The 23,718-nt window shown below is 36.2% G+C and carries 24 protein-coding genes and 1 riboswitch; of the genes, 8 read left to right on the forward strand and 16 right to left on the reverse strand.

Annotated features, from left to right (window positions below; all coding sequences use genetic code 11):
* Nucleotides 1-9: 9 nt before the first annotated feature.
* The 4 genes from ACXYMZ_RS05900 to ACXYMZ_RS05915 all read right to left on the reverse strand — a co-directional run bounded on the left by ACXYMZ_RS05900 (nt 10) and on the right by ACXYMZ_RS05915 (nt 5,106).
* On the reverse strand, nt 10-1,665 hold the full coding sequence (locus tag ACXYMZ_RS05900) for a GspE/PulE family protein (RefSeq protein ID WP_458947434.1): 1,656 nt from the start codon (nt 1,663-1,665) through the stop codon (nt 10-12).
* Nucleotides 1,666-3,156, reverse strand: a complete 1,491-nt coding sequence (locus ACXYMZ_RS05905; RefSeq protein ID WP_458947435.1) for a VanW family protein — start codon at nt 3,154-3,156, stop codon at nt 1,666-1,668.
* A 165-nt stretch (nt 3,157-3,321) separates the two neighbouring features.
* Nucleotides 3,322-3,405, reverse strand: a riboswitch (cyclic di-GMP riboswitch).
* A 112-nt stretch (nt 3,406-3,517) separates the two neighbouring features.
* A complete protein-coding gene (locus ACXYMZ_RS05910; protein WP_458947501.1) occupies nt 3,518-4,282 on the reverse strand; it encodes a prepilin peptidase in 765 nt (254 codons plus the stop codon).
* Nucleotides 4,283-4,425: 143 nt separating this feature from the next.
* Nucleotides 4,426-5,106, reverse strand: coding sequence for a metal-dependent hydrolase (locus ACXYMZ_RS05915; protein WP_458947436.1), 681 nt, complete (start codon nt 5,104-5,106; stop codon nt 4,426-4,428).
* A 132-nt stretch (nt 5,107-5,238) separates the two neighbouring features.
* On the opposite strand from ACXYMZ_RS05915, the gene ACXYMZ_RS05920 reads away from it, so the two are divergent.
* The 3 genes from ACXYMZ_RS05920 (at nt 5,239) to ACXYMZ_RS05930 (ending at nt 9,230) form a co-directional block, all read left to right on the forward strand.
* Entirely contained in the window at nt 5,239-6,495 is a 1,257-nt protein-coding gene (locus ACXYMZ_RS05920; RefSeq protein WP_458947437.1) for a DNA polymerase IV, read from the forward strand.
* 73 nt (nt 6,496-6,568) lie between these two features.
* Nucleotides 6,569-7,234, forward strand: a complete 666-nt coding sequence (locus tag ACXYMZ_RS05925; RefSeq protein ID WP_458947438.1) for a peptidylprolyl isomerase — start codon at nt 6,569-6,571, stop codon at nt 7,232-7,234.
* A 271-nt stretch (nt 7,235-7,505) separates the two neighbouring features.
* Nucleotides 7,506-9,230, forward strand: coding sequence for a sensor domain-containing protein (locus tag ACXYMZ_RS05930; RefSeq protein ID WP_458947439.1), 1,725 nt, complete (start codon nt 7,506-7,508; stop codon nt 9,228-9,230).
* 62 nt (nt 9,231-9,292) lie between these two features.
* Here the strand turns inward: ACXYMZ_RS05930 and ACXYMZ_RS05935 are convergent, their stop codons facing one another.
* The 3 genes from ACXYMZ_RS05935 to ACXYMZ_RS05945 all read right to left on the reverse strand — a co-directional run bounded on the left by ACXYMZ_RS05935 (nt 9,293) and on the right by ACXYMZ_RS05945 (nt 12,127).
* On the reverse strand, nt 9,293-9,493 hold the full coding sequence (locus ACXYMZ_RS05935; RefSeq protein ID WP_458947440.1) for a twin-arginine translocase TatA/TatE family subunit: 201 nt from the start codon (nt 9,491-9,493) through the stop codon (nt 9,293-9,295).
* 57 nt (nt 9,494-9,550) lie between these two features.
* The gene (locus ACXYMZ_RS05940; protein ID WP_458947441.1) at nt 9,551-11,170 is read right to left on the reverse strand and encodes a M20/M25/M40 family metallo-hydrolase; all 1,620 of its coding nucleotides are present in this window, start codon (nt 11,168-11,170) and stop codon (nt 9,551-9,553) included.
* A 144-nt stretch (nt 11,171-11,314) separates the two neighbouring features.
* On the reverse strand, nt 11,315-12,127 hold the full coding sequence (locus ACXYMZ_RS05945; RefSeq protein WP_458947442.1) for a DUF6612 family protein: 813 nt from the start codon (nt 12,125-12,127) through the stop codon (nt 11,315-11,317).
* 252 nt (nt 12,128-12,379) lie between these two features.
* Between ACXYMZ_RS05945 and ACXYMZ_RS05950 the strand changes: the two genes are divergently transcribed.
* The 3 genes from ACXYMZ_RS05950 (at nt 12,380) to ACXYMZ_RS05960 (ending at nt 16,710) form a co-directional block, all read left to right on the forward strand.
* A complete protein-coding gene (locus tag ACXYMZ_RS05950) occupies nt 12,380-12,748 on the forward strand; it encodes a hypothetical protein (protein ID WP_458947443.1) in 369 nt (122 codons plus the stop codon).
* 540 nt (nt 12,749-13,288) lie between these two features.
* On the forward strand, nt 13,289-14,509 hold the full coding sequence (locus tag ACXYMZ_RS05955; protein ID WP_458947444.1) for a CynX/NimT family MFS transporter: 1,221 nt from the start codon (nt 13,289-13,291) through the stop codon (nt 14,507-14,509).
* Between the two features lie 137 nt (nt 14,510-14,646).
* Entirely contained in the window at nt 14,647-16,710 is a 2,064-nt protein-coding gene (locus ACXYMZ_RS05960; RefSeq protein WP_458947445.1) for a catalase, read from the forward strand.
* A gap of 76 nt (nt 16,711-16,786) precedes the next feature.
* Here ACXYMZ_RS05960 and ACXYMZ_RS05965 read toward each other — a convergent pair whose 3' ends face one another.
* From ACXYMZ_RS05965 to ACXYMZ_RS05990, 6 genes are all read right to left on the reverse strand, one after another.
* Complete coding sequence (locus ACXYMZ_RS05965) at nt 16,787-17,239, reverse strand: hypothetical protein (RefSeq protein WP_458947446.1); 453 nt, start codon at nt 17,237-17,239, stop codon at nt 16,787-16,789.
* Nucleotides 17,240-17,479: 240 nt separating this feature from the next.
* Entirely contained in the window at nt 17,480-17,926 is a 447-nt protein-coding gene (locus tag ACXYMZ_RS05970; RefSeq protein WP_458947447.1) for a DUF3888 domain-containing protein, read from the reverse strand.
* Nucleotides 17,927-18,099: 173 nt separating this feature from the next.
* Entirely contained in the window at nt 18,100-18,507 is a 408-nt protein-coding gene (locus ACXYMZ_RS05975; RefSeq protein WP_458947448.1) for a VOC family protein, read from the reverse strand.
* Nucleotides 18,508-18,597: 90 nt separating this feature from the next.
* On the reverse strand, nt 18,598-19,011 hold the full coding sequence (locus ACXYMZ_RS05980) for an NUDIX hydrolase (protein WP_458947449.1): 414 nt from the start codon (nt 19,009-19,011) through the stop codon (nt 18,598-18,600).
* A 223-nt stretch (nt 19,012-19,234) separates the two neighbouring features.
* Entirely contained in the window at nt 19,235-19,639 is a 405-nt protein-coding gene (locus ACXYMZ_RS05985; RefSeq protein WP_458947450.1) for a retropepsin-like aspartic protease, read from the reverse strand.
* Complete coding sequence (locus tag ACXYMZ_RS05990; protein WP_458947451.1) at nt 19,612-19,872, reverse strand: hypothetical protein; 261 nt, start codon at nt 19,870-19,872, stop codon at nt 19,612-19,614. Before ACXYMZ_RS05990 ends, ACXYMZ_RS05985 begins: the two co-directional genes overlap by 28 nt.
* A gap of 202 nt (nt 19,873-20,074) precedes the next feature.
* Here ACXYMZ_RS05990 and ACXYMZ_RS05995 point away from each other — a divergent pair, with 202 nt between their 5' ends.
* A complete protein-coding gene (locus ACXYMZ_RS05995) occupies nt 20,075-20,746 on the forward strand; it encodes an RluA family pseudouridine synthase (protein ID WP_458947452.1) in 672 nt (223 codons plus the stop codon).
* 165 nt (nt 20,747-20,911) lie between these two features.
* On the opposite strand, the gene ACXYMZ_RS06000 is transcribed toward ACXYMZ_RS05995, so the two are convergent.
* Genes ACXYMZ_RS06000 through ACXYMZ_RS06010 form a run of 3 tightly spaced genes read right to left on the reverse strand, consistent with a single transcriptional unit; the run spans nt 20,912 to nt 22,837 of the window.
* A complete protein-coding gene (locus ACXYMZ_RS06000) occupies nt 20,912-21,289 on the reverse strand; it encodes a hypothetical protein (protein WP_458947453.1) in 378 nt (125 codons plus the stop codon).
* 33 nt (nt 21,290-21,322) lie between these two features.
* A complete protein-coding gene (locus ACXYMZ_RS06005) occupies nt 21,323-22,516 on the reverse strand; it encodes a DUF2812 domain-containing protein (protein ID WP_458947454.1) in 1,194 nt (397 codons plus the stop codon).
* Nucleotides 22,517-22,837, reverse strand: coding sequence for a PadR family transcriptional regulator (locus tag ACXYMZ_RS06010; protein WP_458947455.1), 321 nt, complete (start codon nt 22,835-22,837; stop codon nt 22,517-22,519).
* 288 nt (nt 22,838-23,125) lie between these two features.
* On the opposite strand from ACXYMZ_RS06010, the gene ACXYMZ_RS06015 reads away from it, so the two are divergent.
* A complete protein-coding gene (locus ACXYMZ_RS06015) occupies nt 23,126-23,674 on the forward strand; it encodes a hypothetical protein (protein WP_458947456.1) in 549 nt (182 codons plus the stop codon).
* Nucleotides 23,675-23,718: the final 44 nt, after the last annotated feature.

A 23,718-nucleotide genomic window follows, 5' to 3' on the forward strand; every position in this document is an offset into this window, starting at 1 on the left:
TTCCACCTTCTATTCGACAGTTGCGACGCGAAATACTTCTTCTAACGTAGTGAAACCTTGGGCTACTTTCTCTAATCCATCATGCAATAAAAATTTCATTCCTGAATCTTTAACATAACGATATAAATCGACGTAACTCGCTTCTTGCATAACGAGACGATTAATTTCATCATCAATCGTTAAGAGCTCATGAATTGCGATTCGACCACGATAGCCTGTATTATTACAGCTTGAACATCCTCTGCCTTTTCTTAAGTTTTCGACTGCGACATTCGCATCTGCAAACATTTTCATTTCTGCTTCTGTTGGTGGCGTGTAAACACCACAATCACGGCATACTCTGCGAACAAGTCGTTGCGCCAATACACCTGATAAAGAAGAAGTAATTAAAAATGGTGCCACACCCATATCAATTAAACGTGTAATCGTAGCAACTGCGCTGTTCGTATGTAGCGTACTTAATACTAAATGACCAGTTAACGAAGCACGAATTGCTATTTGCCCTGTCTCTTGGTCACGAATTTCACCAATCATGACAATATCTGGATCTTGACGTAAAATCGAACGCAGTCCACTAGCAAAGGTCATACCAATTTCTTCACGGGCTTGTACTTGGTTAATCCCTTGTAATTGATATTCCACAGGGTCCTCGATTGTAATAATATTAACTTCTTCGCGGTTTAAATGATTTAGAGCAGCATATAATGTTGATGATTTACCTGATCCAGTGGGACCAGTAACAAGTACAAGTCCATTTGGTTGGTTAATTAAACGATTAAACGTTTCTAAATTCTCATCTGAGAAGCCTAATTTGTCTAACCGACTTAAAGAGCTTCCTAAATCAAGGATTCGCATAACAATTTTCTCACCATGAACTGCTGGAAGACTAGAAATTCGTAAGTCAATCGGTTTATAATTCACTGTCATCTTAATTCGACCATCTTGTGGTAAACGATTCTCGGTAATATTTAAATCAGCCATAATTTTAATCCGTGCAATCAAAGTATTTTGCATATACTTTGGTAAAGAACGCTCTGTTTTTAACATCCCGTCCACGCGGTAACGAACGAGCACTTCTGTTTCTTGCGGGTCAAAGTGAATATCACTTGCACGTGATACGACGGCATTGGCGATGATTTGGTTCACCATTCGTACAATTGGTGAGTCATCATCTGTGATCCCTGCTTCTTCGATATCTTCTTCCCCTGAATAATCTTCGAGCACTTCTTCAATCGATTCTTGTAAGTCATAGTATTTCGTTATCGAACGGTAAAGTGCATCTTTTGTTGCAATTCCAGGAACAATCTGAAAGCCGGTAGCCATTCGCAGTTCTTCAATAGCAAAGTAATCCATTGGATCAGCCATTGCCACATACAATTTATTTCCATCGATTTGAAAAGGCAAGACTTGATGGCGTTTTGCTAGTGTTCTTGGGATCAGTTGAATGACTTCTTGTTCGATAGAGTATTGCAAAATGTTAATATGCGGAATCCCGAGTTGGAATTCTAATACTTCAATGAGTTGCTGTTCGGTGATGTATCCTTCTCGAAGGAGCGCATCTCCTAATTTTTCTTCTGCTGATTTTTCAGCGAGCGTATTACTTAATTGCTCCTCTGTAATGAGTCCTGCATCGACAAGTAAGTCTCCTAAGCGCTTTCTCGCCATCTACTTCACCTCTTCTTGCTGTTCGTCATTGAAATCAGCTATTTCTTCATCAATATCTTCATTAAATTCAAGGTCTGGTGCAATTAAATCATTATCTTCTTGCATGTAAGATAAATAAAACACTAGTAAGTCACAAGCACCAGGCAGTGCTGTTGCATTGTTTATTTCATCTGTTGCAGAAGATAATGCTACTCTTTCTTCCATACAACTTAAGAATAACGGAAGTAAAACAGTACCTTCTTCATTACATTGAGTTGGATCTTCTTCGCATGTTAATTGAATATTATTTACTTCATCGATTATTGTCGTACTTTCATTTACATCTTCAGGCGTTTCCTCAACACTTTCTTCCGTCTCCACCGAAGTCTCAATAATCTCATGTATTGGCTTATAAAAGTCTCTCGATACTAATTTTCTTTCTACACTTTCCTCGTCTTCAGTTCTTACCAATCGGTATACTTCAATTTGCACACCATTTGCTGGTTCTTGAATTACGACTTCTTCTCCAGGCCCAAGATTTCTATTATAACGATAAATCTTTCGTGGCTTCACTTCTTTTTCATTTTCAAGTGAGTAATCAGAAATGAATGCTGTGCTTGGTGCTTCTAGTGAAAGTTCGACACGTCCTTCGTCAATTTTCGCAAGTATGGTGTAGGAAAAATTATTTGTGTGGTATAAACGTAAATCAAGGTTTTCTTCTCGATTAACTTTTGCATCTAGTCCGGGTTCTGCGTAGCTTGTAACTTGATCTTGTTGATGACGTTCAATGATTGCTAAATCTGTTTGTAAAGCGAGTTCGTATAGCCCTGACGCTACAAAACTCATTTCGATTTCACCATTTGCCGCTCCATTTGGTAAAGCATTTGCCTCAAGGAATGAATAAAGGCTATCCGGTTCAATGATTTGTCCATTTAGATTTTCAATTAGGTATTCAATAGTAGATTCAGATGCCTCTGGAATTTCTAAACTGACAGAAGCAATCTCTACTTCTTCTAACATCGCACCTTCTATGTAAACCAGTGATACGGAGTTTTCCGTAAGGTTGCTTGCTTGTAGTAATGCGTAATTCAATGTCGCTTCAATATCAATACTCGCTGGCCAATCTAACATTTCAATTGCACCAGGTGCTAAACTTACAATTAATTCTTGTTGCACATTTTTTGGTTTCATAAAGAAGTTTGACCAGTGTCGTTTCATCTTTTCTTCTAACTGCGTGAGTGTTAATTCGATATCAAATTGGAAAATATCACGGGGGATTTCTAATATTTCTTGTTCGTGTATGGCTTCGAGCGCCTCACCTGATTGCCAAACATCAATTGTCGTTTGCAATTCTTGTCGCGCTTCTTCCATTGTCATGTTTTCTAGAGGGATTCCCGCAACTCCAGATCCATCTGAAACTTTACTGGCAAAAACGTAAGTAGGAAGTATTAAAGAAACCAACAGTACAATGGTCAATATGAAAATATTTCGTAGTCTTTTTATTTTATTCACGATGATCCCCCAACTCTCTATACGTTTTTCTCTTTGTTATGTTAAGTTTTCTATGATTCTTTGTTACTATGCATTTCATATTTCTTTATAGATAAATGAGCTTTTTTGCTTAGTTATTGTTAAAAATGGCATAAGAAAAACCTTCCATAATTATACATAAATAATTCATACGAAGGTCGGTTGCGCCACTAGCTCCATACAATCCAAGGCGCCCAAATAAGATTGTATTTCATTACTCACTTTGTAGTGTTATTAACTTAGGTAAATAGTAACAATTAACTAGATTGCTGTCAATGAAATAATTTTATGTTTTCTTGAAGTTTTTATCGTTTACTAATGATTTTAAGAAACTAATTTCCAATTACAGGAAAAGGGTAAAATACCAATCCAACATTGCATCTCCATAAAAATAACTTAACAGAGCAGCGATCACAATATATGGACCAAATGGAATTGCTTGCTGTCGTTTAACAACTTTAAATGCCATCAACAAAATACCGATAACTGCGCCAATCAGACAAGCTAAGAAGAAAGCCAAAAATACCAGCTTGAATCCGAGTACAATTCCTAAGACTCCGAATAACTTCATATCTCCTGCTCCCATACCTCCGCGACTAACAATAATAATTAGCGCTAGTAAAAGAAAGGCTCCGACTCCACCGACAATCGGTGACCACCATGGATCAAGTGGCGATAATACGCGTAAGATGATGAAAAATGGAAGAAAAAATAAAAGGACTTTATTTTGGATGATCATATAGGTTAAATCAGAAACAAGAATAATCATCAGCATGGAAACGAGTAATAATGCTACTGCCAATTCCCACTGAAAACCAAATATGTAATAACTAAAAGCGAATAGAACTCCGGTCATCCCTTCAACGAGTGGATAGATGATCGAGATTTTTTTCTTACACCCGCGACATCTTCCTCTTTGTAAAACATACGAAAGTACTGGAATCAGTTCATACCAAGCGAGTGTTTTTTTACAGATCGGGCAATAAGAGCGGTCATTCGTGAAGGTTTCATTTTTCGGCGAACGTAAGCCGACCACATTATAAAAAGAGCCGAAAGTTACTCCAAATAAAAAGAAAAAGATAATGATAAAAATCTCCAATTTCTGCACTCCTTCTATCAATAAAAATAACCAATGCTATTATACTATAATTATCGACATTATAGGTAAAAAGTTTTATAGTTGTTATTTATTTATCAAAAAAATCTGCCTGCTCCCGTATAAGAGCTAGACAGATTTTATTAATCTCTCAATTATAATTCAATTACTTCACCTGGTTTTAATGCTCGGCCTTCTCCAACCTTTACTTCATTTGCCCACTTGTCAGCATCTTGTTCAATCACTGGGAATGTATTGTAATGAATAGGTACACTCACTTTCGCATTAATCCATTCCGCCGCAACAAGTGCATCTTCTGGTCCCATCGTAAAGTTGTCCCCGATTGGGATAAAGGCCACATCAATTTCATTCATGTCACCATACATTTTTAAATCGGTAAATAATGCGGTGTCTCCTACATGATAAATTATTTTTCCATTTGCCGTGAAGAGGATTCCTGCTGGCATGCCTCCATAAACGACATTGCCATTTTCTTCTGTAAACGAAGAACCGTGGAAGGCTTGGGTAAATTTCACCTTACCAAACTCAAATTCACGCGAACCGCCTATCGACATTGGATGACTTCGCAGCCCCTTGTCACCAAGATATTCTGCGAGTTCAAATGGTGCAACAACTAGCGCATCATTTCTTTTTGCAATATCAAATGTATCTCCCACATGATCATTATGAGCATGCGTTAATAAAATGACGTCGGCTTTGATTGTGCTTGCATCAAGATCACAAGCCTCATTTCCAGTAATAAATGGATCAATTAAAATCGTATGATTATCTGTTTCAATTTTTACAACGGAATGTCCATGATAAGATACTTTCATTTTAAAGCTCTCCTCCCATTCTCTTGTTTATATAAAAGTAAAGCATAAATAAATTGAAACTTCAATGAATTGATTAATCCAGAAAAGCGTATTATAGTAGAACATACATTCTATTTATGGTGGTGAATCGAAATGGATTACTCTATTTATCCGCGAAACGATATTCTTTGTATTGATATGCGTTCTTTCTATGCGAGTGTGGAGGCGATGAAGCTTGGGCTTGACCCAATGAAAGTGATGCTTGCGGTGGTTGGGGATTTGAAGCGTCCAGGAAGTATTGTGCTTGCTGCTTCTCCTGCTCTCAAGGAACGATATGGAATTAGTAATGTGAGTCGTTACTTTGAGTTGCCAAATGATCCCGAAATATATGCCGTTCCTGCACATATGGCGGATTATTTACATGTTTCTGTAGAAATTACCAAGCTAATTAATAACTTTGCTCCGACAGAAGCGATTCACCAGTATTCTGTGGATGAAGTCTGGGTAACTGTCAATGGTTTAGAAAAGCTTTTCGGTAGTCGTCAAGAAATCGCTAAAAAAATTAAAGCTGAAATTCTCGATAATTTTGGGCTTACAGCATCTATCGGAATTGGAGATAATAAATTTCTTGCCAAAGTCGTTATGGATCTACATTCGAAAAAAGTTGGGATTGCGGAATGCACCTACGAAGATGTAGAAGAAAAACTCTGGCCCTTCCCTGTTGAGAAAATCTGGGGAATAGGAAATCGCATGAAAAATAATTTAAACCGAATGGGGATTGTTACGCTTGGACAGCTTGCTCGCTATGATTTTAATCAAATTAAAAAACGCTTTGGGATTATGGGAGAACAGCTTTATTGGCATGCATGGGGAATTGATCTCAGTCCAATCTATGGTGATTTTACAAAAACAGAGCAAAAAGGTTTTGGTCACGGAATTTCTTTACTTCGTGACTACTCAAAAGAAGAAGTTGCAACTGCAATCCTAGAACTTTGTGAAGAAGCTTGTCGCCGAGCACGTACAGCAAACAAAGCTGGGAAAACCATTCATTTAGGAATTTCCTATTCCAAAGACTCGCATTCAGCTGGCGGTTTTTCCCGCTCCTTTAGTATTGAACGGCCAACAAATATTACATTAGATATGTATAACGTTTGCATGCAGCTTTTCTGGAAGTTCTATGACGGGCAGAGTAAAATACGTCATGTCTATGTTACACTCGGAAATCTTTATGACCAAGACGATGTTCAACTTGATTTATTCGAAGACCGTGTGAAGAAAAATGATATTGGCTATGTGATGGATTCTATTCGTGATAAATATGGTTCTTCGTCCATACTAAGAGCCTCAAGTTATACAGATGCTGGAATTATGATTGAACGCAGCAAAAAAATCGGTGGACATTATGCTTAATTTTACTTTTTATCATTGGAGGTAACGTGCTATAATGGGAACGTTCGAACCAAGGTAGAAAGGAATGAAAGAAATGAAGAGATTATTAGGATTTATAACACTAGCACTTTTGCTTCTTTTAGCTGCTTGCGGTGGCGGGCAAGATAATGATAGTCAACAAACAGACGAAAATACAAGTGAGGAAACAAACGAGACAACAGCATACCCAAGTGACGTAGGGGAAAACCCAATCGTTACAATAGAGATAAAAGATAGCGATCCGATTGTTGTGGAACTCTACCCTGAGATTGCACCAAATACTGTTGCAAACTTTATTTCTTTAGTAAACGATGGATTTTATGATGGACTAATTTTCCATAGAGTTATTCCAGGGTTCATGATTCAAGGTGGCGATCCAGACGGTATTGGAACAGGCGGCCCTGGTTATTCAATAGCTGGTGAGTTCAATTCCAATGGATTTGAAAATACGCTCGTACATGAACGTGGTGTCCTTTCGATGGCTCGCTCACAGTCTCCCGATTCTGCAGGTTCACAATTTTTCATTATGACAGACCCTTCCCCACATTTAGATGGTGATTATGCGGGCTTTGGAAAAGTCATTGAAGGACTCGAAACAGTTGATAAAATTGTTTCCGCAGAACGCGATGGATCAGACAAACCCCTTGAAGATCAAGTGATGATCAAAGTAGAAGTAGACGAAAAAGGGTACGACTACCCAGATCCAATAACTAGTAATTAAAGGAATATGTTAAAGTTTATTGACGGTATTTTATCAATTAAGAAATAAAAAGAGCAAAAATAAGCTTCGGAAATATACAAAGACTCAAGCGTAACGCACGGCAACAGTGAGCCGCCCGCGGAAAGCGAAGTATATTTCCGAAGCGGGTATTATCCTCTTAACAATATGAAATTTTTATATATCCAATTTTAAAAAATAGAGTCATTTTTTTGTCACAGACTATTATTTTCGTGTATAGTATAATTGGACTAGATAGTTGGTCGAATAAAAAGTGAGTCATTCGAAGGGCGAGATAAGTCAGATGAATAAAGCCGCTAACCATGCAATAACAGCTGAAACAATGAAAAATATTGAAAAAGCACTAGACAAAACAACAATGATTCTTATTTTGGACTCCAATGGAAGAATCCAATTTGCTAATGAGAGTTTTTGTAATATATCAAATTATAGTTTGGAAGAGTTGCTTGACGAATCGTTTGAAAAGATTTATACAGCAAATAATCCCGAATATTCATTTGATCATGTTTTGGAAGTGATTCGAACTGGTGATACCTGGCAAGGAGAGCTAAAGTCTCAAAAGCAAGACGGCTCTTATTACTGGTGTGATACCACGATTGTTCCGTTTGAAAACGAAGACGGGGCTACTTATCAATATATTACTTTTCAAAAAGAAATAACTGAGCGAAAGAAATATGAATCGCTTATTAAGGAAATGGCCTATTCAGATCCGCTTACAAAACTGCCTAACCGCAACCGTATTAAAAAATGGGCAGAGGAACAACCGAAGCAAATTCATAAAAAAATAACAGTGATGTACATAGATCTCGATCGTTTTAAAGTAATTAATGACAACTTTAGCCATGACATTGGGGATAAAGTTCTTATCACAACTGCTGAACGCTTACAGAGCTCTCTTCAAGATTGCGTAGATATTTTCCGTATTGGTGGCGAAGAATTTGTTATCATTTTGGAAGATAAAGAGCAAGATGAGCTAAAACAACTTATCGATCAAGTTCTTGAAGTGATTCGCGAGCCAATTCCAATTAGCAATGTTGAATTAATTATGACCGCAAGCATTGGAATTAGTTCGAGGAATACAGCTGAAACAGAAATGAATTTTTTTGAAATAATTGAAGAATTGATTAAAGAAGCAGACACTGCTATGTATCATGCTAAGAGAAATGGCGGTAATCAGTATCATGTAAGTACGAAGAACCAAAGCCTTGAAATGGAAAGAAATTATAAAATTGAACTTGAAATCCGCAATGCTTTGAGCAATGATGAATATTCATTGGTTTATCAGCCACTAATCAATTTAAAAACACATAAAATTGTTGGTGTTGAATCTCTATTACGCTGGAACAACGAGTCTATCGGCAATATTTCACCAGCAGAGTTCATTCCAATTCTAGAAAAAACGAGACTAATTATCCCAGTAGGTAAATGGGTATTGAAAACGGTTTGTGAACAAATGAAAAGCTGGCAAGAACAAGGTATATTCTTACAACGAGTAACAGTAAATGTCTCACCGGTTCAGTTTAGAGATCCTGACTTCGTGGTTAATCTAAATGAAATTTTAAACGAAGCAGAGCTTGATGCCTCTTATCTTGAAATTGAAATTACAGAAGGCACACTTATTGATATCAAAGATTCAGCTAAAAAATTAGGTGAACTGCAAAAACTTGGTGTCAAAGTTTCCATTGATGATTTTGGTACAGGCTACTCTTCTTTAAGTTATTTAAAACGACTGCCAATTGATACGTTGAAAATTGATAAGTCCTTTATTGATGATCTTGATCATGATGGTGAAATTATAGTAAATACCATTATTGATATGGGCAAAAACTTACAATTTCGTGTGATTGCTGAAGGTATCGAAAACATGACGCAATTTAAATACTTACAGCAACAAGAGTGTCATGAAGGTCAAGGATACTTCTTCAGTCGCCCTGTGGAAAACAGTAAAATTGAAGAATTATATCACTCCCTACAATAAGTAAAAGCTCTAATCTGATTTATTCAGACTAGAGCTTTTTTATATAAAGATAAATAGTTTTCTTACAACTTATCCTCTTTATTCTCTTCTAACTTCTTATCTTCTTCTTTTTCATCTGTTGTTTCACTAACAGATGTTTTAAAAACTTTTAATGTTTCGCCTGCAGCTTTACCAATCTCAGGAAGTTTCTTTGGGCCAAAGATAATTAAAGCTAGTACTACTATTAAAATCAAACCAGGTATACCAATATTTGCTATCCCCATCCCTTTCACCTCCAACTTTTATTATACTACGAATCGCGGCACAACGAAACGATTAAATTAATCCCACTTTTTCATCAAATCACGAAGTAAATCTTCAATGATTGCTGGTGTTTCTTCAAAAGCATTTTTAATATGCACGCGTTCGGTTCGTTTATGAGCATCATGTCCAAATGGTCCAATATTGTAAACCGGAGCTTTTAGTTCTCCCATTTCTTCAAATGGAATATGATAGCTTTCTCCCCAAACAGGTGTGTTTTCTTCATAAGACGTCCAGCCTTCTTGGTCATCGTCAAAGTTCACATAGCTAAGGTCGCAAATTCCATTAAAGAAATGAACGCGTTCTGTTTGCAAATCAAATGTTCTCTTTGCTTTTTCTTTTACAAAGTCTGTAATATACTCTGCTAGCTCAGTTCCAGTTGAGTTAATCGCTGGGTAGTATGGTGGTGCAAAAAGAATGATGATGGCAGGAGCTAATTCCTGACATTCAATCATAAGCTTATCAGTGATTCGAAGTGACTTTTCGCGTTCATCCCATTCATCATTGAATTGGATATCCGCTTTAACTTCTTCAACAAATTCTTTTCCAAATTTGCGAATAGCATAGTCAACTAACTCTTTGTACCGAATGACTTTAACTTTACCAATTGGTTCTACCTTATGCTTCTGACAAACATCGAGGTAATGTGCATTACATTCGTCTGCAGCTTCTTCTGCTACTTTTTCAAATAGGTCAAACACCTCTGAAGCTGTTCGCTGCATCACAAATATATTATATAAAGCGGATGAACGATATGGTGTTTGAGTCGAATAGTTCAAACGCAAATCTGTTTGTTGTAAGGTAACTGGAAGTGGTGTCGTTTCACCATAAACCGTCTCTTGGAAAGTGTCATTCCATTCCATTTTCTTCGTCAAAAATGACGCGATATATGGAGAAGTCATGCCACTTAGTGGTTCTCCCGCATGGGTTTCTTTTCCATAAAACAATGCGGCTGGAAGGATTTTTCCAATTGTCCCTGAATAAATATAATATGTTTTATCATTTGGTTCTTGACTAAATACAGGTTCACTATTTAAGAAAAGTTTATAATCAAGGCTATACGTTTTTTTCAATTCTAAAAGAACTGGTGCGGCATCACGCATTCCTGCAGAGTTTACCTCTTCATCTGGAACGGTTAATAATAAAAGATTTAATTTCCATTCTTCGGCGATTGCTTTTTCCACGAGGTGCATATGGGTAACTAATCCCATCTTCATATCCATTGTCCCACGGCCAAATAAATACTCACCAGATTCAAGATCTTTTAAAACCTCTTTAGGTAATTCCTGCGTATGATCTGCAAGTATTTTTGTGAGTTCTTCTGGCTGTGTTGCTAATGCTTCTAGGTTACCGTATTCTTCTGTGTTTACTGTATCGAAATGACTGATTAACACAACTGTTTGTGTCGCTTCTGGATGTTTGTATAATGCAGTCAAAAACTTTCTTCTAAGTGTTGTATCATGTAGGGCAAGCTGATCTTGATGCGCTTGGAAGTAGTCAAGGTCAAGTAATTTGGCATGTAACTTACTTGGGAACTGCTTTTCACCTTCTGATAGTGTAATACTCTTCCAACTAACTAGTTCGTTGAGCAGTTGACGCAATTCTAATGCTGTTCCCCATCTTAATGTAGTTGTTTCCATTGGTATTCCCCCGTTTCACACGTTAAAATCTATATGTTTATAATATGCCTTCTATATTATAGCAGTTCATGTGCTATCATCCAATATTACAGGGCAAAATAAAAACTGTTAGCCATATTTTGGCTAACAGTTTTTATTTATGATTTACATTTCCTGTGCGGAATCAATGACTTCTTGTGGTACTTCGATTTGGTCAATGGTGTCAATTCCGATATACTCTGCGGTCATTTCTTGATAGATGCGCATCGCGTTATCGTCTGCATCAATTGGAAGCTCGATGTCTATGTTTGTGATAACCTTTTTCGTATCGTAGCTTGATTTATCAATATGCAGTTCATAGTAAATCGAGTGAATCGTCATTTCGGCGAAAAGCTCTTCAACGTCAACGCCCAGCTCTGTGAAAGTATCATTATTCAGATTGCCTGCGACTAGTTTTTGGGTGAAATCTTCTATTTCATCCCCTTCACCTTCAAACTTATAAATATACACATCATCTTCTTCAATAAATTCTACATCATCAACAAATGATGCAAGTAAATCTAATTGTTCGTTCGGTGCTTGATCAACATTAGCAAACTCTGCTGGCATTGTAGATGCATCAAGTTTTAACCAAGTCTTGGACATGGAATCTTGCATATAAATTACATCCTCTATCATATACATTTCCATTTCTGTATCCATTGGTACGCCTTGAAGATCCATTGAAATATTTCCTTTTTGATGCATTGCAATTGGATCCATTGTAACGGCAACTTGCATATCCATATCCATCTGTAGCTCGCCCATCATTGGCTCACCTGTCATTGTCTGGTTAATTGTTAAGTCAATCTCTGCACTTTCAGCGTTCTCACTAGCTTCTACTGCTTTATTATAAACTTCTTTTGCATCTTCACTTCCACCACAAGCGGCTAAAAATGCTGTCAATAAAATCGCTAGCACCAATAAGCTTTTCTTCATCATGAACCCCTCCACTTTGTTTGTATATTACTAATACGGTTAATACTGAATATTAGTTTCAACTATTTCATTCATACGATAGAATACCTGTCTATACCTTTCCTCTAGTATAAACTGTTTTATAATTAAATTCCTTATATATCCAAAATTATTTTGATTAGGGTTGGTTTATCGGATTGTATGATTGAATGAAAATCCCGTTTGAAGTTTAATTTATTTATCGACCGACAATTTTATGGATTATGCTTTTTGATGATCGATAGAATGCGGTTATCGGTTGTTAATTTGGCTGTCACGGTTTTAGCGACCAATAAAATGTGGATATCGGTCGCTAATTTAGCTGTCACGATTTTAGTGACCGATAAAATGCGGGTATCGGTTGCTAATTTGGCTGTCGCGGTTTTAGCGACCGACAAAATGTGGTTATCGGTTGTTAATTTGGCTGTTAATGTTTTAGCGACCGATAAAATGTGGTTATCGGTTGCTAATTTGGCTGTCGCGGTTTTAGTGACCGACAAAATGTGGTTATCGGTTGCTAATTTGGCTGTCGCGGTTTTAGCGACCGATAAAGAGCGTCTATCGGTCGACAAATTCTGTTTCTCGAGTTTTGATAGCCGATAAAAAGCGTCTATCGGTCAACAAATTCTACTTATCGAGTTTTGATAGCCGATACAGAGCGTCTATCGGTCAACAAATTCTACTTCTTGAGTTTTGGTAGCCGATAAAGGAAGTCTATCGGCCGACAAATTCTACTTCTTGAGTTTTGGTAGCCGATAAAGGAAGTCTATCGGCCGACAAATTCTACTTCTTGATTTTCGGTAGCCGATAAAAGGCGTCTATCGGTCAACAAATTCGGCTTCTCGAGTTTTGGTAGCCGATAAAAAGCGTCTATCGGTCATCAAATTCTGCTTCTCGAGTTTTGGGAGCCGATAAAGGGCGTCTATCGGTCAACAAATTCTACTTCTCGATTTTTGTTGGCCGATAAAGAGCATCTATCGGCCAACAAATCCTGCATATAAATTTTTAACGGCCGATAGTAGAATCTCCCCCACTTAAATCAGAAACGATGAATCAAGAATATATTTAATTTACTATCACCCAAGGGGGTAGACTTCTTTTTTTGAATAAAATCCGATAGAATAGAAAATAGAGGTGGCATCTATGAAAATTAATAATGATATGGAACAAACAGCACGATTTTATAAATTTTTTCTAATCGCAGGTATTATTGCGATTTCTTTTAATTTACGACCAGCAATTACATCTGTAGGTCCACTACTTGGGATTATTCGTGATGAAGTCGGACTATCGAATGGAGCTGCTGGGTTATTAACAAGTCTTCCGTTAATTGCATTCGCGGTAATGTCACCATTCGCAGCGAAATTAGGTAATCGTTATTCGTACGAGGGTGCCATGTTACTCGGATTAATTTTATTATTCATTGGTATGAGTATTCGTCCCTTCTCTTTCACTTTTTTACTCTTTGGTGGGACTTTTCTAGCTGGTATTGGAATTGCCATTCTTAATGTTCTTTTACCTGGATTAATTAAGGATAAATTCCCTTTAAAAGTAGGGCTCATGACGAGTATTTATTCAACAACGATGGGAATCGTAGCTGCTACAGCTTCTGGGATAAGTATTCCTATCGAAGAACGCTTTGAATTCGGTTGGCAAATCGCCTTAATCATCTGGGTTATTCCGGCTATTCTTGCTATCATCATGTGGAGTTACCTACGAGCAAAAGCAGTAAAAAACACCGAGGAAAAAGAGCAAATCCGCTACGCTCCCTCTACACCCAAAAAAGGGATCTGGCGCTCAAAATTAGCGTGGCAGATGGCTATGTTCATGGGTTTACAGTCCTTCTTGTTCTATGTGACGATTTCTTGGCTTCCAGAAATTTTATTTGATAAAGGTTTATCGATGGAAACGGCTGGATGGATGCTTTCGTTCACACAAATCATTGGACTACCTGCTAGCTTTGCCGTTCCGGTGCTTGCGGATAAAATGAAATCGCAAAAAGGAATTATTATGATTCTAGCAGTGTTAAATATCATCGGATATATAGGAATTTTAATTAGTAATAACTTTACAATCATTGTAATCAGTTCAATATTCATTGGAATTCCACTCTCAGGAATTTTTGCTCTCGCACTAACCTTACTTGGAAAACGTGCGCGTACATCTGAAGACGCAGCAGATCTCTCTGGAATGGCTCAATCCGTTGGTTATGTGCTCGCTGCGATTGGTCCTATATTTATCGGTTTCCTCTTTGATTTATCTGGAAACTGGGATATACCAATCATTGCAATCTTAATCACAATTGTTATCCTCACCATTTTCGGTCTCTTCGTCGGTAGAGATCGCTATGTATATGATGAATAACTTATAAAGCTCCAGGAAATACGGCACCTCCCCTTATGGAGAGCAACGTACTTTCCTGGAGTTTTTCATTCTAATTCTTTAGCAGTCAGCATACATATATAACTGGATAATATTAAAGAATTAGGAATGGTGATAAAGTGGATAAAGACAAAAACGAGGAAAGAAGTAAGAGGAATAAAAAGGATGAGCAATTAGAAAAGTATCGGCATAAAAACACTGGCCCCGGGAAAAAAATGACGGAAGATTATGGTGTTAAAGTATCGAATACACAGCAAACACTTCGGGCAGGCAGGCGTGGTCCACTACTATTTGAAGACTTTCACTTTTATAAAAAGCAGTCCCATTTTAACCGAGAAAGAATTCCAGAGAAAGTTGTACATGCCAGAGGATTTAATGTGTATGGAGATTTTGTAGCAAGTAAATCTTTAAAAGGATTAACTAAAGCGCATTTTCTTCAGGAAGCTGGAAGAAAAACACCAGTTGTTGTTCGTTTTTCTACTTTTGTAGGTAGTAAAGGTTCAAAAGATACTGCAGTTGATATTCGAGGTTTTGCAGTGAAATTTTACACAGACGAAGGAAACTATGATTCATTATCCCTCCAATTTCCAGTATTCCTTTTAGCCGATGCAATGAAATTTATGGATGTCACACATGCAGCTAAACCAAATCCAAAGACGGACGTTCCCCAAGCAACCACAGCACATAATAATTTTTGGGATTACGTGGCAAATAACCAAGAATCCGCACATATGGTCATGTGGCTGATGTCCATGCGTGGCCGTCCAAGAAGCTGGCGCATGATGGCTGGTTGGCCGATAAATACTTTCCGGTTTATTAATGCAGAAGGAAAATCAACTTTTGTTCGTTTTAAATGGACACCTAAACTCGGCGTACACTCCCTCCTGCTTGATGAAGCAAATCTAATCGGTGGTGTGGATCCAGATTTTCACAGAAGAGATATTATTGAAGCAATCCAAAAAGGCGTATACCCAGAATATGAACTTGGTGTACAGCTAATTAATGAAGAAGATGAATTTAATTATGATTTTGATATTCTCGATGATACAAAGTTATGGCCAGAAGAAGTAATTCCAGTAGAAACTATTGGAACTATGACACTGAATAGTCTTGTAGATAACTTTTTTGCTGAATCAGAACAATCTGTTTTTGACCCAGCACATGTCGTCCCTGGTATCGACTTTACAAATGATCCTGTTTTACAAGGTAGAGCATTTGCCTATCGTGATACTGAATTATATAGACAACACACTGCCAACATAAATAACATTCCTGTTAACCAATCCATTAATGAAAAGAACTTCAACCTCCGTGACAGTGTAAAACGTGACCGTATCGACGTTGACAGTGTTCACTATCATAATAATTCGCTCGCAGAAAATACGCCAGCGGAATCGAGCTTTGAAGAAGGCGGCTATGTTAATTATCCTGAAGAAGTTTCAGGTCATGTGACCCGCGAAGTTCCAAGTGACTCTTTCAACGATCATTTCACACAAGCGAGAATGTTTTTCAAGAGTTTATCAAAAATTGAACAACAAGATTTAACAGAGACATTAGGGTTTCATATTGCTAAAGCAAAAAGTGAATCGGTAAGACAACAAAACGTGGAAATGTGGGCAAATGTAGATTATGACATGGCCTGCGTTGTTGCAGAAAGAGTTGGCGTCAACAAGCCCGCCAAACGCGAATTACCTGATGTGCCAAAATATCCTTCCCTAAGTCAGATGACCACCCCATTCCTTGCTGCTACACAGAAAGTTGGAGTTGTGATTGGGGATGGATTTAATGCAGATGAAGTAAATAATGTATTAAATCAATTCAAAGCAAATCATGTTTTTTACACAATTATTAGTGAAAACTTAGGCTATGTAACTGCCTCAGATGGAACGCGACTTAAAGTTGATGAAAACTTTACTACAACTTATCCAATTCTCTACGATAGTGTGTACCTTGTCGGTGGGGTTGTTAAAAGGCAAGCGTTGATGAATCAAGAAATGCAAGCTTATTTTAAAAATGCTTATAAATATTTTAAGCCAATTGGAATTGCAAGTGGAGCAAGAAATTATTTTAAAACATCCAATCAAAATAATATGAGCGGTGTCGTTTTTTCAGATAATAATCCACAGTTTGCTAGAGACTTTATTCAGGCGATTGCTAAACAAAGATTCTGGGATCGAACGTAAGGTATTAAGAAAGGAGCTTAGAAAGTTAAGCTCCTTTTTGTATGAATCTATATAATCTTTATTCTTAGTTCTCAAGCTAGAAAATCATTTCACCGATTTTAAATCCAAGACCTGTTTGCCAAAAAAATAAAAATACTACCATAATAATAAACCAAGAAGTTCTCGATACTTTCGTAGAACGTATAAATTGAAGAGAATAAAAGATTCCCCAGATGACAAACGCAAGCCCTACTGTAAAAATATATTCAGATTCTATTGTATTGCTAAATGCAGCTCCAAATAAAGCCATCCCATTAAAGGCGAACAACATGAATAATACGATGAAATTATTTAAATGAAAACCATTTTTACTAAATTTACTTATAAAAAGGATGGATACCCATCCTATTAACAAGCCTAAAAACATAAATGGAATAGCAAGAGCAGTAATAAAGCTCCCATCATCATTCATCAATAAATAAATACCAAACACAAAAACCGCCACACCTAAAATAGCAAGTACTATTCCTATTTTAGACGTTTTTCTCATATGCGTACTCCTACCTTCTCATCTTTTTCAACTTATGGGTAGTGTTCAACTTTTAGAAACAGTTCAATATAATGAAGTTGTTGCTCTGACGATTCCTAGTTCAATAAAACGAGCTAACTCTTCTGGTGTTCTCGAAACCACTACTCCATTTGGTCTTTAATAAATCCTCTTATAGTATTCATTCAACAAATAAAGTGCGATTCCTTCTTTAAGGAGCGCACCCATCATTTCTGTAATATGTTATTTTCTTTTTATTATGTTTTGCCAGTGTGGCGGGAGTTCATGTGTCTCAAGATGTTCATATTTATTTAATTTAATTTGTCCAGGAATTGTAGGTGTTATTTCAAATGTCAGCCTATCTTTTCCTACCGATATATGCGGACCTACAACTGGAGTGAGTTCTAGTGTAAGTAAAAAATGAAAACTACGAAATCCATCCACTCTTTCTATATGAACTATATCAATTTGATATGGGTAGACCATTGGTGATTCAGTTAAATAATTAGAGTAATAATCGCTAACTGCTTTTTCTATTTCTATTCCTAACAAAAGCATCAATATATCTTTAACCATAAGCTCTTTTAAATCTTCTGTTGGAAATGGGTCTTCTATTTGAGCAGAAGTTGGCGCGTTCCAAGAAAGGACTATTGTTAAGACGATCAGTAAAGAAATTATAGACTTTTTCATAATTACCACTCCAGAGTTCAGATTATTAGATAGTTTCCTCTTGTATAGCTATAAAATGAATAGCAAATAATGACATTTCCTACTTATACTTCATTCAATTAAAAGTGCGCTAATCCATTTGAGATTAGCGCACCAGATTGTGTATTGCAGTTATTAGTTGGTTTTTCTCTCCTCTAGAAGTAAATATTCTCTTCCGTACAAGTAATCTCAATTGTATTATTCATAGGATCTAATACAGGAAAACTCCAGTACCCTTTCCAGACGGGCTCGATAAAATATTTCGGCATATCATTTTTTAACAAATTATCTACAACGATTTTGAAATCTCCTTTTTCACACTCTAAAGACCAGCTTGTCCTAGGCACGGTTCCACCTTCCCACCCTGGTTGAATGGAAAACTTGCTTGAAGGAGGATTAAATTCTTTGTTGTAACTAATACTTAGTTGATGATCACCAATTTTATAAGCAATTGAATCTTCATTATCCCGGGTGAGTTCTAACTGAAGGATATCCGAATAAAAGGCCTTCATTTTCTCTAAATCATTGCAAAAAAGATATGAAAAACCCCATTGCTTTACCATGTTAAAACTCCCTTATAGAAATTCTTTTTACTAACCCACCTCAAAATTTCAATGTTCTGTACTAATATTGTAATTATAAGTATTAACCAGTTACTTAAATAAACCCTGAACCTTAAACGCAACTTCTTTTGGTATGACTTCTAGTGACAATAACTTATTTATGTCCATCCAGATTGGCATATGAGTTTTTACATCCATGTCCTTGTATTCTTCACCTTGGCCAGTTCCTAACGTTCCACTAATGATTTCAGATAAAAAATAGTATTGAATTCCATTAAAATTAACTTTAGATATACACTCCTTAATTTTTACTTCTACTCCTAGTTCCTCAAATGCTTCTCTTTTTGCTGCTTCTTCTGGTGTTTCTCCAATTTCTATACCACCACCAGGAAAAACATAGTAAACAGACCCATCTTTAATTCTTTGAATGAGCGCTACCTTATGTTCTTCTACTATTACTACCGAACCTCTATCTCGCATAATAAAAACCTCGTTTTGTTCCATTCTACAAAATTCCCTATCTTTATATATTCAACAAGAAAGGTATATATCCTTCTTAAAAAATGCACACCGATTTTAATGTTACGGTTGTGTTTGGTTTAATAACTTTTATAAAAACAAACCTTTTAAATCTCCATAAAAAAACTATCCTAAAATTAAAGCAAGGATAGTAGCAATCAAATTAGTATAATTTAATTACAAGAGATTTTTAGATAAGTTTAAGAAGTTAATTAGTAATGTGAAAGGTTTTTAAATCTATAACCAGCTCAGCTTTCTTCATGAAATCATAGCCAATTATCCCGTCTATATCTAAACCATAATCCATTGATCCTAATTCAACAAGAAAATTATTTGTCTTTATATTTTCTGATATAACTATTTGGTCGATGTTTTTAGTATAAACAAATTCGAGTCCGCCAACGCCACGTATGGTTCGTGTAACGTCGTTAGCTTCTGGCTTAACACCTATTTCTTCTAGCTTATTAACGTTAAATATTGTACCAGCAGAGCCAGTATCAATTAATACGTTGTTTAATATAATTTGTCTGCCTCGGAATTTTACTATAACCTCTATAAATGGTAATTCGAATTTCTCTATAATATTCACCATGTTTTTTTGAGTCCAGTCCAATTTACTTCTTCAATATCAAGAATCTTTCTGGATGTATGAAAAAAATATAATTCACGATTTGGGTTTTGTTTGTGTAATTCAGCATGTCTATGAAATGCTTCCATTGAGTCTGTAAAGCAATCAATAACAGCAATATCATCTACTATTCTATAGTTATTATCTGAGTGTGCACCAATAGCCTCGAAAACAACCCATTTATCTGGGTAAATTTTTCTAACCTCTTTCCATTGCATAGAATACACTCCCTTATATCAATAGGTTTCTTACTACTAATTATACCAAATATCTATTTGAATCTATACTTTCCTACTCTTAAAAAGAATTAGTTTCATATAATATCCTATTTTTACTATACGGACTTGGCCCCCCCTAACCGAACTACTCTGCTCCTCTATGCTATAATAAATAAACCAAAGCAAGTAAAGGAGCTATTCCATGAAGTTAACGGTTTTATATGAAGATAATCATTTAATATTTATTGAAAAGCCAGTCAATATTCCTGTTCAAGAAGATGAATCACAGGATTTGGATTTGTTAAATATGGTTAAAGCAGATATTAAAGAAAGATTTAATAAACCAGGCAATGTCTATGTTGGACTTGTGCACCGTCTTGATCGACCTGTTGGTGGTGTAATGGTTTTTGCGAAAACTTCAAAAGCAGCGTCGCGACTTTCAGATGTCATTCGTAGAAATAAAATGGAGAAAAAGTATTTAGCTATTGTTCGTGGAAAACCGACGAAAACGATTGATCGCCTGGAAGACTATCTCGTAAAAGATAAGCAGAAAAATATGGTTCGCATTACAGGACCAAATCAAAAAGACGCGAAGAAAGCAATTTTAGAATATGAAGTGCTTGGTACAAAAGATGATTTGAGTTTGGTTTCCATTAATCTTATCACTGGAAGACCTCATCAAATCCGAGTTCAATTTGCGTCTCGAGGTTTCCCTTTATATGGTGATCAGAGGTATGGAGTAAAAGTAAATAAACCAGGGCAACAAATTGCATTGTGGTCAGAAACGATAGTGATTGAGCATCCGACTAAAAAAGAAGAAATTCGCGTTCACAGCGCACCACCGCAAGAATATCCTTGGAATTTATGGCAATGAGAATGAGCACAGACGCTTTAATAACGTCTGTGCTCTATTTTTTATTTAATTCATATAAAGAATTTCGGATATCAGGATAATATGTGTCGATATCAGCATATCTTGTGTCCATATCAGGATTTGTAGAAATATATCAGGATTTAGAGAGATATATCAGGATTCCGATCAAATCTCAATAATATAACTTGTCATTTTCTTAACCTTTGCTTGCTTTCCGGCACTGGCAAACATCACAATCGTCGCAAAATGAATCTCCTTTTGATCTACCGTTACTAACCTTCCATTGACTGCTGCCGTTTTTCCGTGGGTAATAATTTGAATTAATTCCAATGTATCTATGTCATTAGACACCATTTCATCAACTCTCTCAAGTAATGCTGGAACACCTTCATACTGCCCTTTTCCAACTTCTTCATAAATCAAATCTTCCGCTACAATCTCAAGAATATTTTCATTATCTCTTTCTACTATAGCTAGAAACAAATCGCGAAGAATAAACTTTCTTGGTGCATTACCACAATCTTCTTGAACTATGAATTGCATGGCATACACTTCCTCTCGTGATTATATACTTAATTACGACGCTTCCTTTTCCACATGTTCCTCTAATTTCTCAAATAATACTCTATTAGACTGCCACCCATGATAATCTATATCATAAACAACATTTCCAACTCTAGCGACCATTGTTATATGATTATCTCCTTCGTCCAACCAAACTTCGTCAAAAGGCAAGTTCCGGCTGGTCTGATATTCCAACCCTCTATACATCTTCTCCTCAACTAGAGCCTCTACAAGATATTTTGCTGCCAACACAGAGATCGTTTCATATCTTCTAGAATCTAGAGTTGGTTCATAATCCTCGGAGTAATCAAGAGGATTTTTGCCAGGAATGACAAATGTTTCACGTAGGTAATATTGATTTGGCGCGATAAGGCCAACTTCTTCCCGGTAATGATTGTGCAGCCTTCTATTTTCATGAGGTTTATATGTCACCTCATCACGGCTAACATTTTCTATTTCAGCTAGACTAATTACTGTTAGTTCCCCTGAAGGTATTGCATCTCTTCCATCATAATCATTTACAAATATATCTAGATACACGGAGTAACCGAATATGAAAATAAATGTTGAGAAAAGCGCTATACTCCAAAAGCGAATCCAGTTTACTTTTGCCCGATACGGCTTCTGATGTCGAAAGCCATCTCCACTTCTCACTCGTTTTACTAAAGAAGAAATATGAAAAATTCCATAAAGATGATATAAGGATAATGGTAAATAAATCAGTATAATCATAAGAGGGAATAAGAAATTATCACTTAATATATAATAACTTGTAATGTCACGCACAGAAAAAAGTACCAGTGCTAACATAAATGTGGTTGCTAAAAACAATCCTATTCCACGTCGAAAGAGACTTTTCTTTAATATTTCTATCGTTTCCGCTTGCATGACAGGATCGGAATGAATTTCTTTTGCAGTATTTGGTTCTCTTTCTAAAAATACATACAAAAAATTCTCATTTGTAATATAATCCCAGCCTGCATCATCGTAAAGGTGTATCCGATCACTTTCAATTTCATCATTTTTATTAGCAATTTCTATACGATACCTACGTTCTTCAGGTTTTGTTTTTACAAAAGTCGCGAAGCCAAGATTAATTTTTTCTAGCTTCCATCCTTGTTTAATCATGTCTTCAAACCACGCTTCAAGTTCTTCGACATGCCATTCACCAAGCCATACGTGACGCACTCTTTTCTTTTTAGCCATTTACACCTCTCCCCCTTCTACAAAGAACTTCCCCTCTTCAACCATACTTGCTAACCGTTTATATTCTGCAGTTAATGCTCTTTCTCCCACTGCATTCATTTTATAAACTTTTCTTCTTCCATCAGACTCCTCAAGGTCTATATAATTATCTTTCTCTAATCTTTTCAACACACCGTACAGCGTGCCCGGTCCCATATCAATTCTTCCATTAGAGATTTCTTCTATTTTTTCCATAATTGCATATCCATGTAAGGGTTCTTTTAAAGCAAGTAAAATATAATACATTGCTTCTGTCATTGGATTTTCTACCTTTTTGCTCATTTGCTCACCCTCCACTATTATGTTACGCGATATATCGTTACACATAATATATGTTAACTTCCATTCATTGTCAATATATAATTATTGTAAATATTTTTATTAAATTGAAACTTATTATTGACTTTATCCGTATATATATTAATGTTTATATGTATCAATTTCATAATTCCTATTTTTAGTCTATCTCATTCTACAGATAGTTAAATTAAACCGTTTTTAACTATCTGTAGAATGAGATAGAGATTTTTGGTAATTATGAAATTGACTCGTATGAAGTCAGAAAGGAGAATGTCAGTGGATATATTTGGAACAACTTTAGAAAATATGTATTTATTTATGCTTATACTTTCGGGCATCCTTACCATCCTCTATTTATTTTTTGGAGATTTCTTAGAAGGATTCGGTGAAATAAGTCCATTTCTTAACCCAGCACTTATCTTAGCATTTATTACTTTCTTTTCGGCTACTGCTTATATTTTAGAAATTACAACTTCACTTCCAATATTAGTAGTTGCTTTAATTTCTATCATTATTGCCTTCATTCTAGACACATGTTTGAACCTTTTTGTATTCCTCCCCATGGCATCAGCGGAAGAATCCCTAAGTTATACCGAAGATTCTTTAAAAGGACGAGTAGGAAAGATTATTATTCCAATCCCTGAAAATGGTTTTGGAGAAATTATAATCCGTAGCTATAGCGGAACCATTTCTAAACCTGCAGCAAGCTATGAGAACCAAGCTATTCTAGAAGGAAAACAAGTACTTGTTATCGAAGTTAAGAATGGTGTGCTTTACGTCGTACCATATGAAAATGAATTAGATACTTACACTGATTAATCAACTCTTCAAGGAGGGTTATTAATATAAAAAATATCTACAAG

The sequence above is a fragment of the Oceanobacillus sp. CAU 1775 genome, assembly GCF_054482815.1.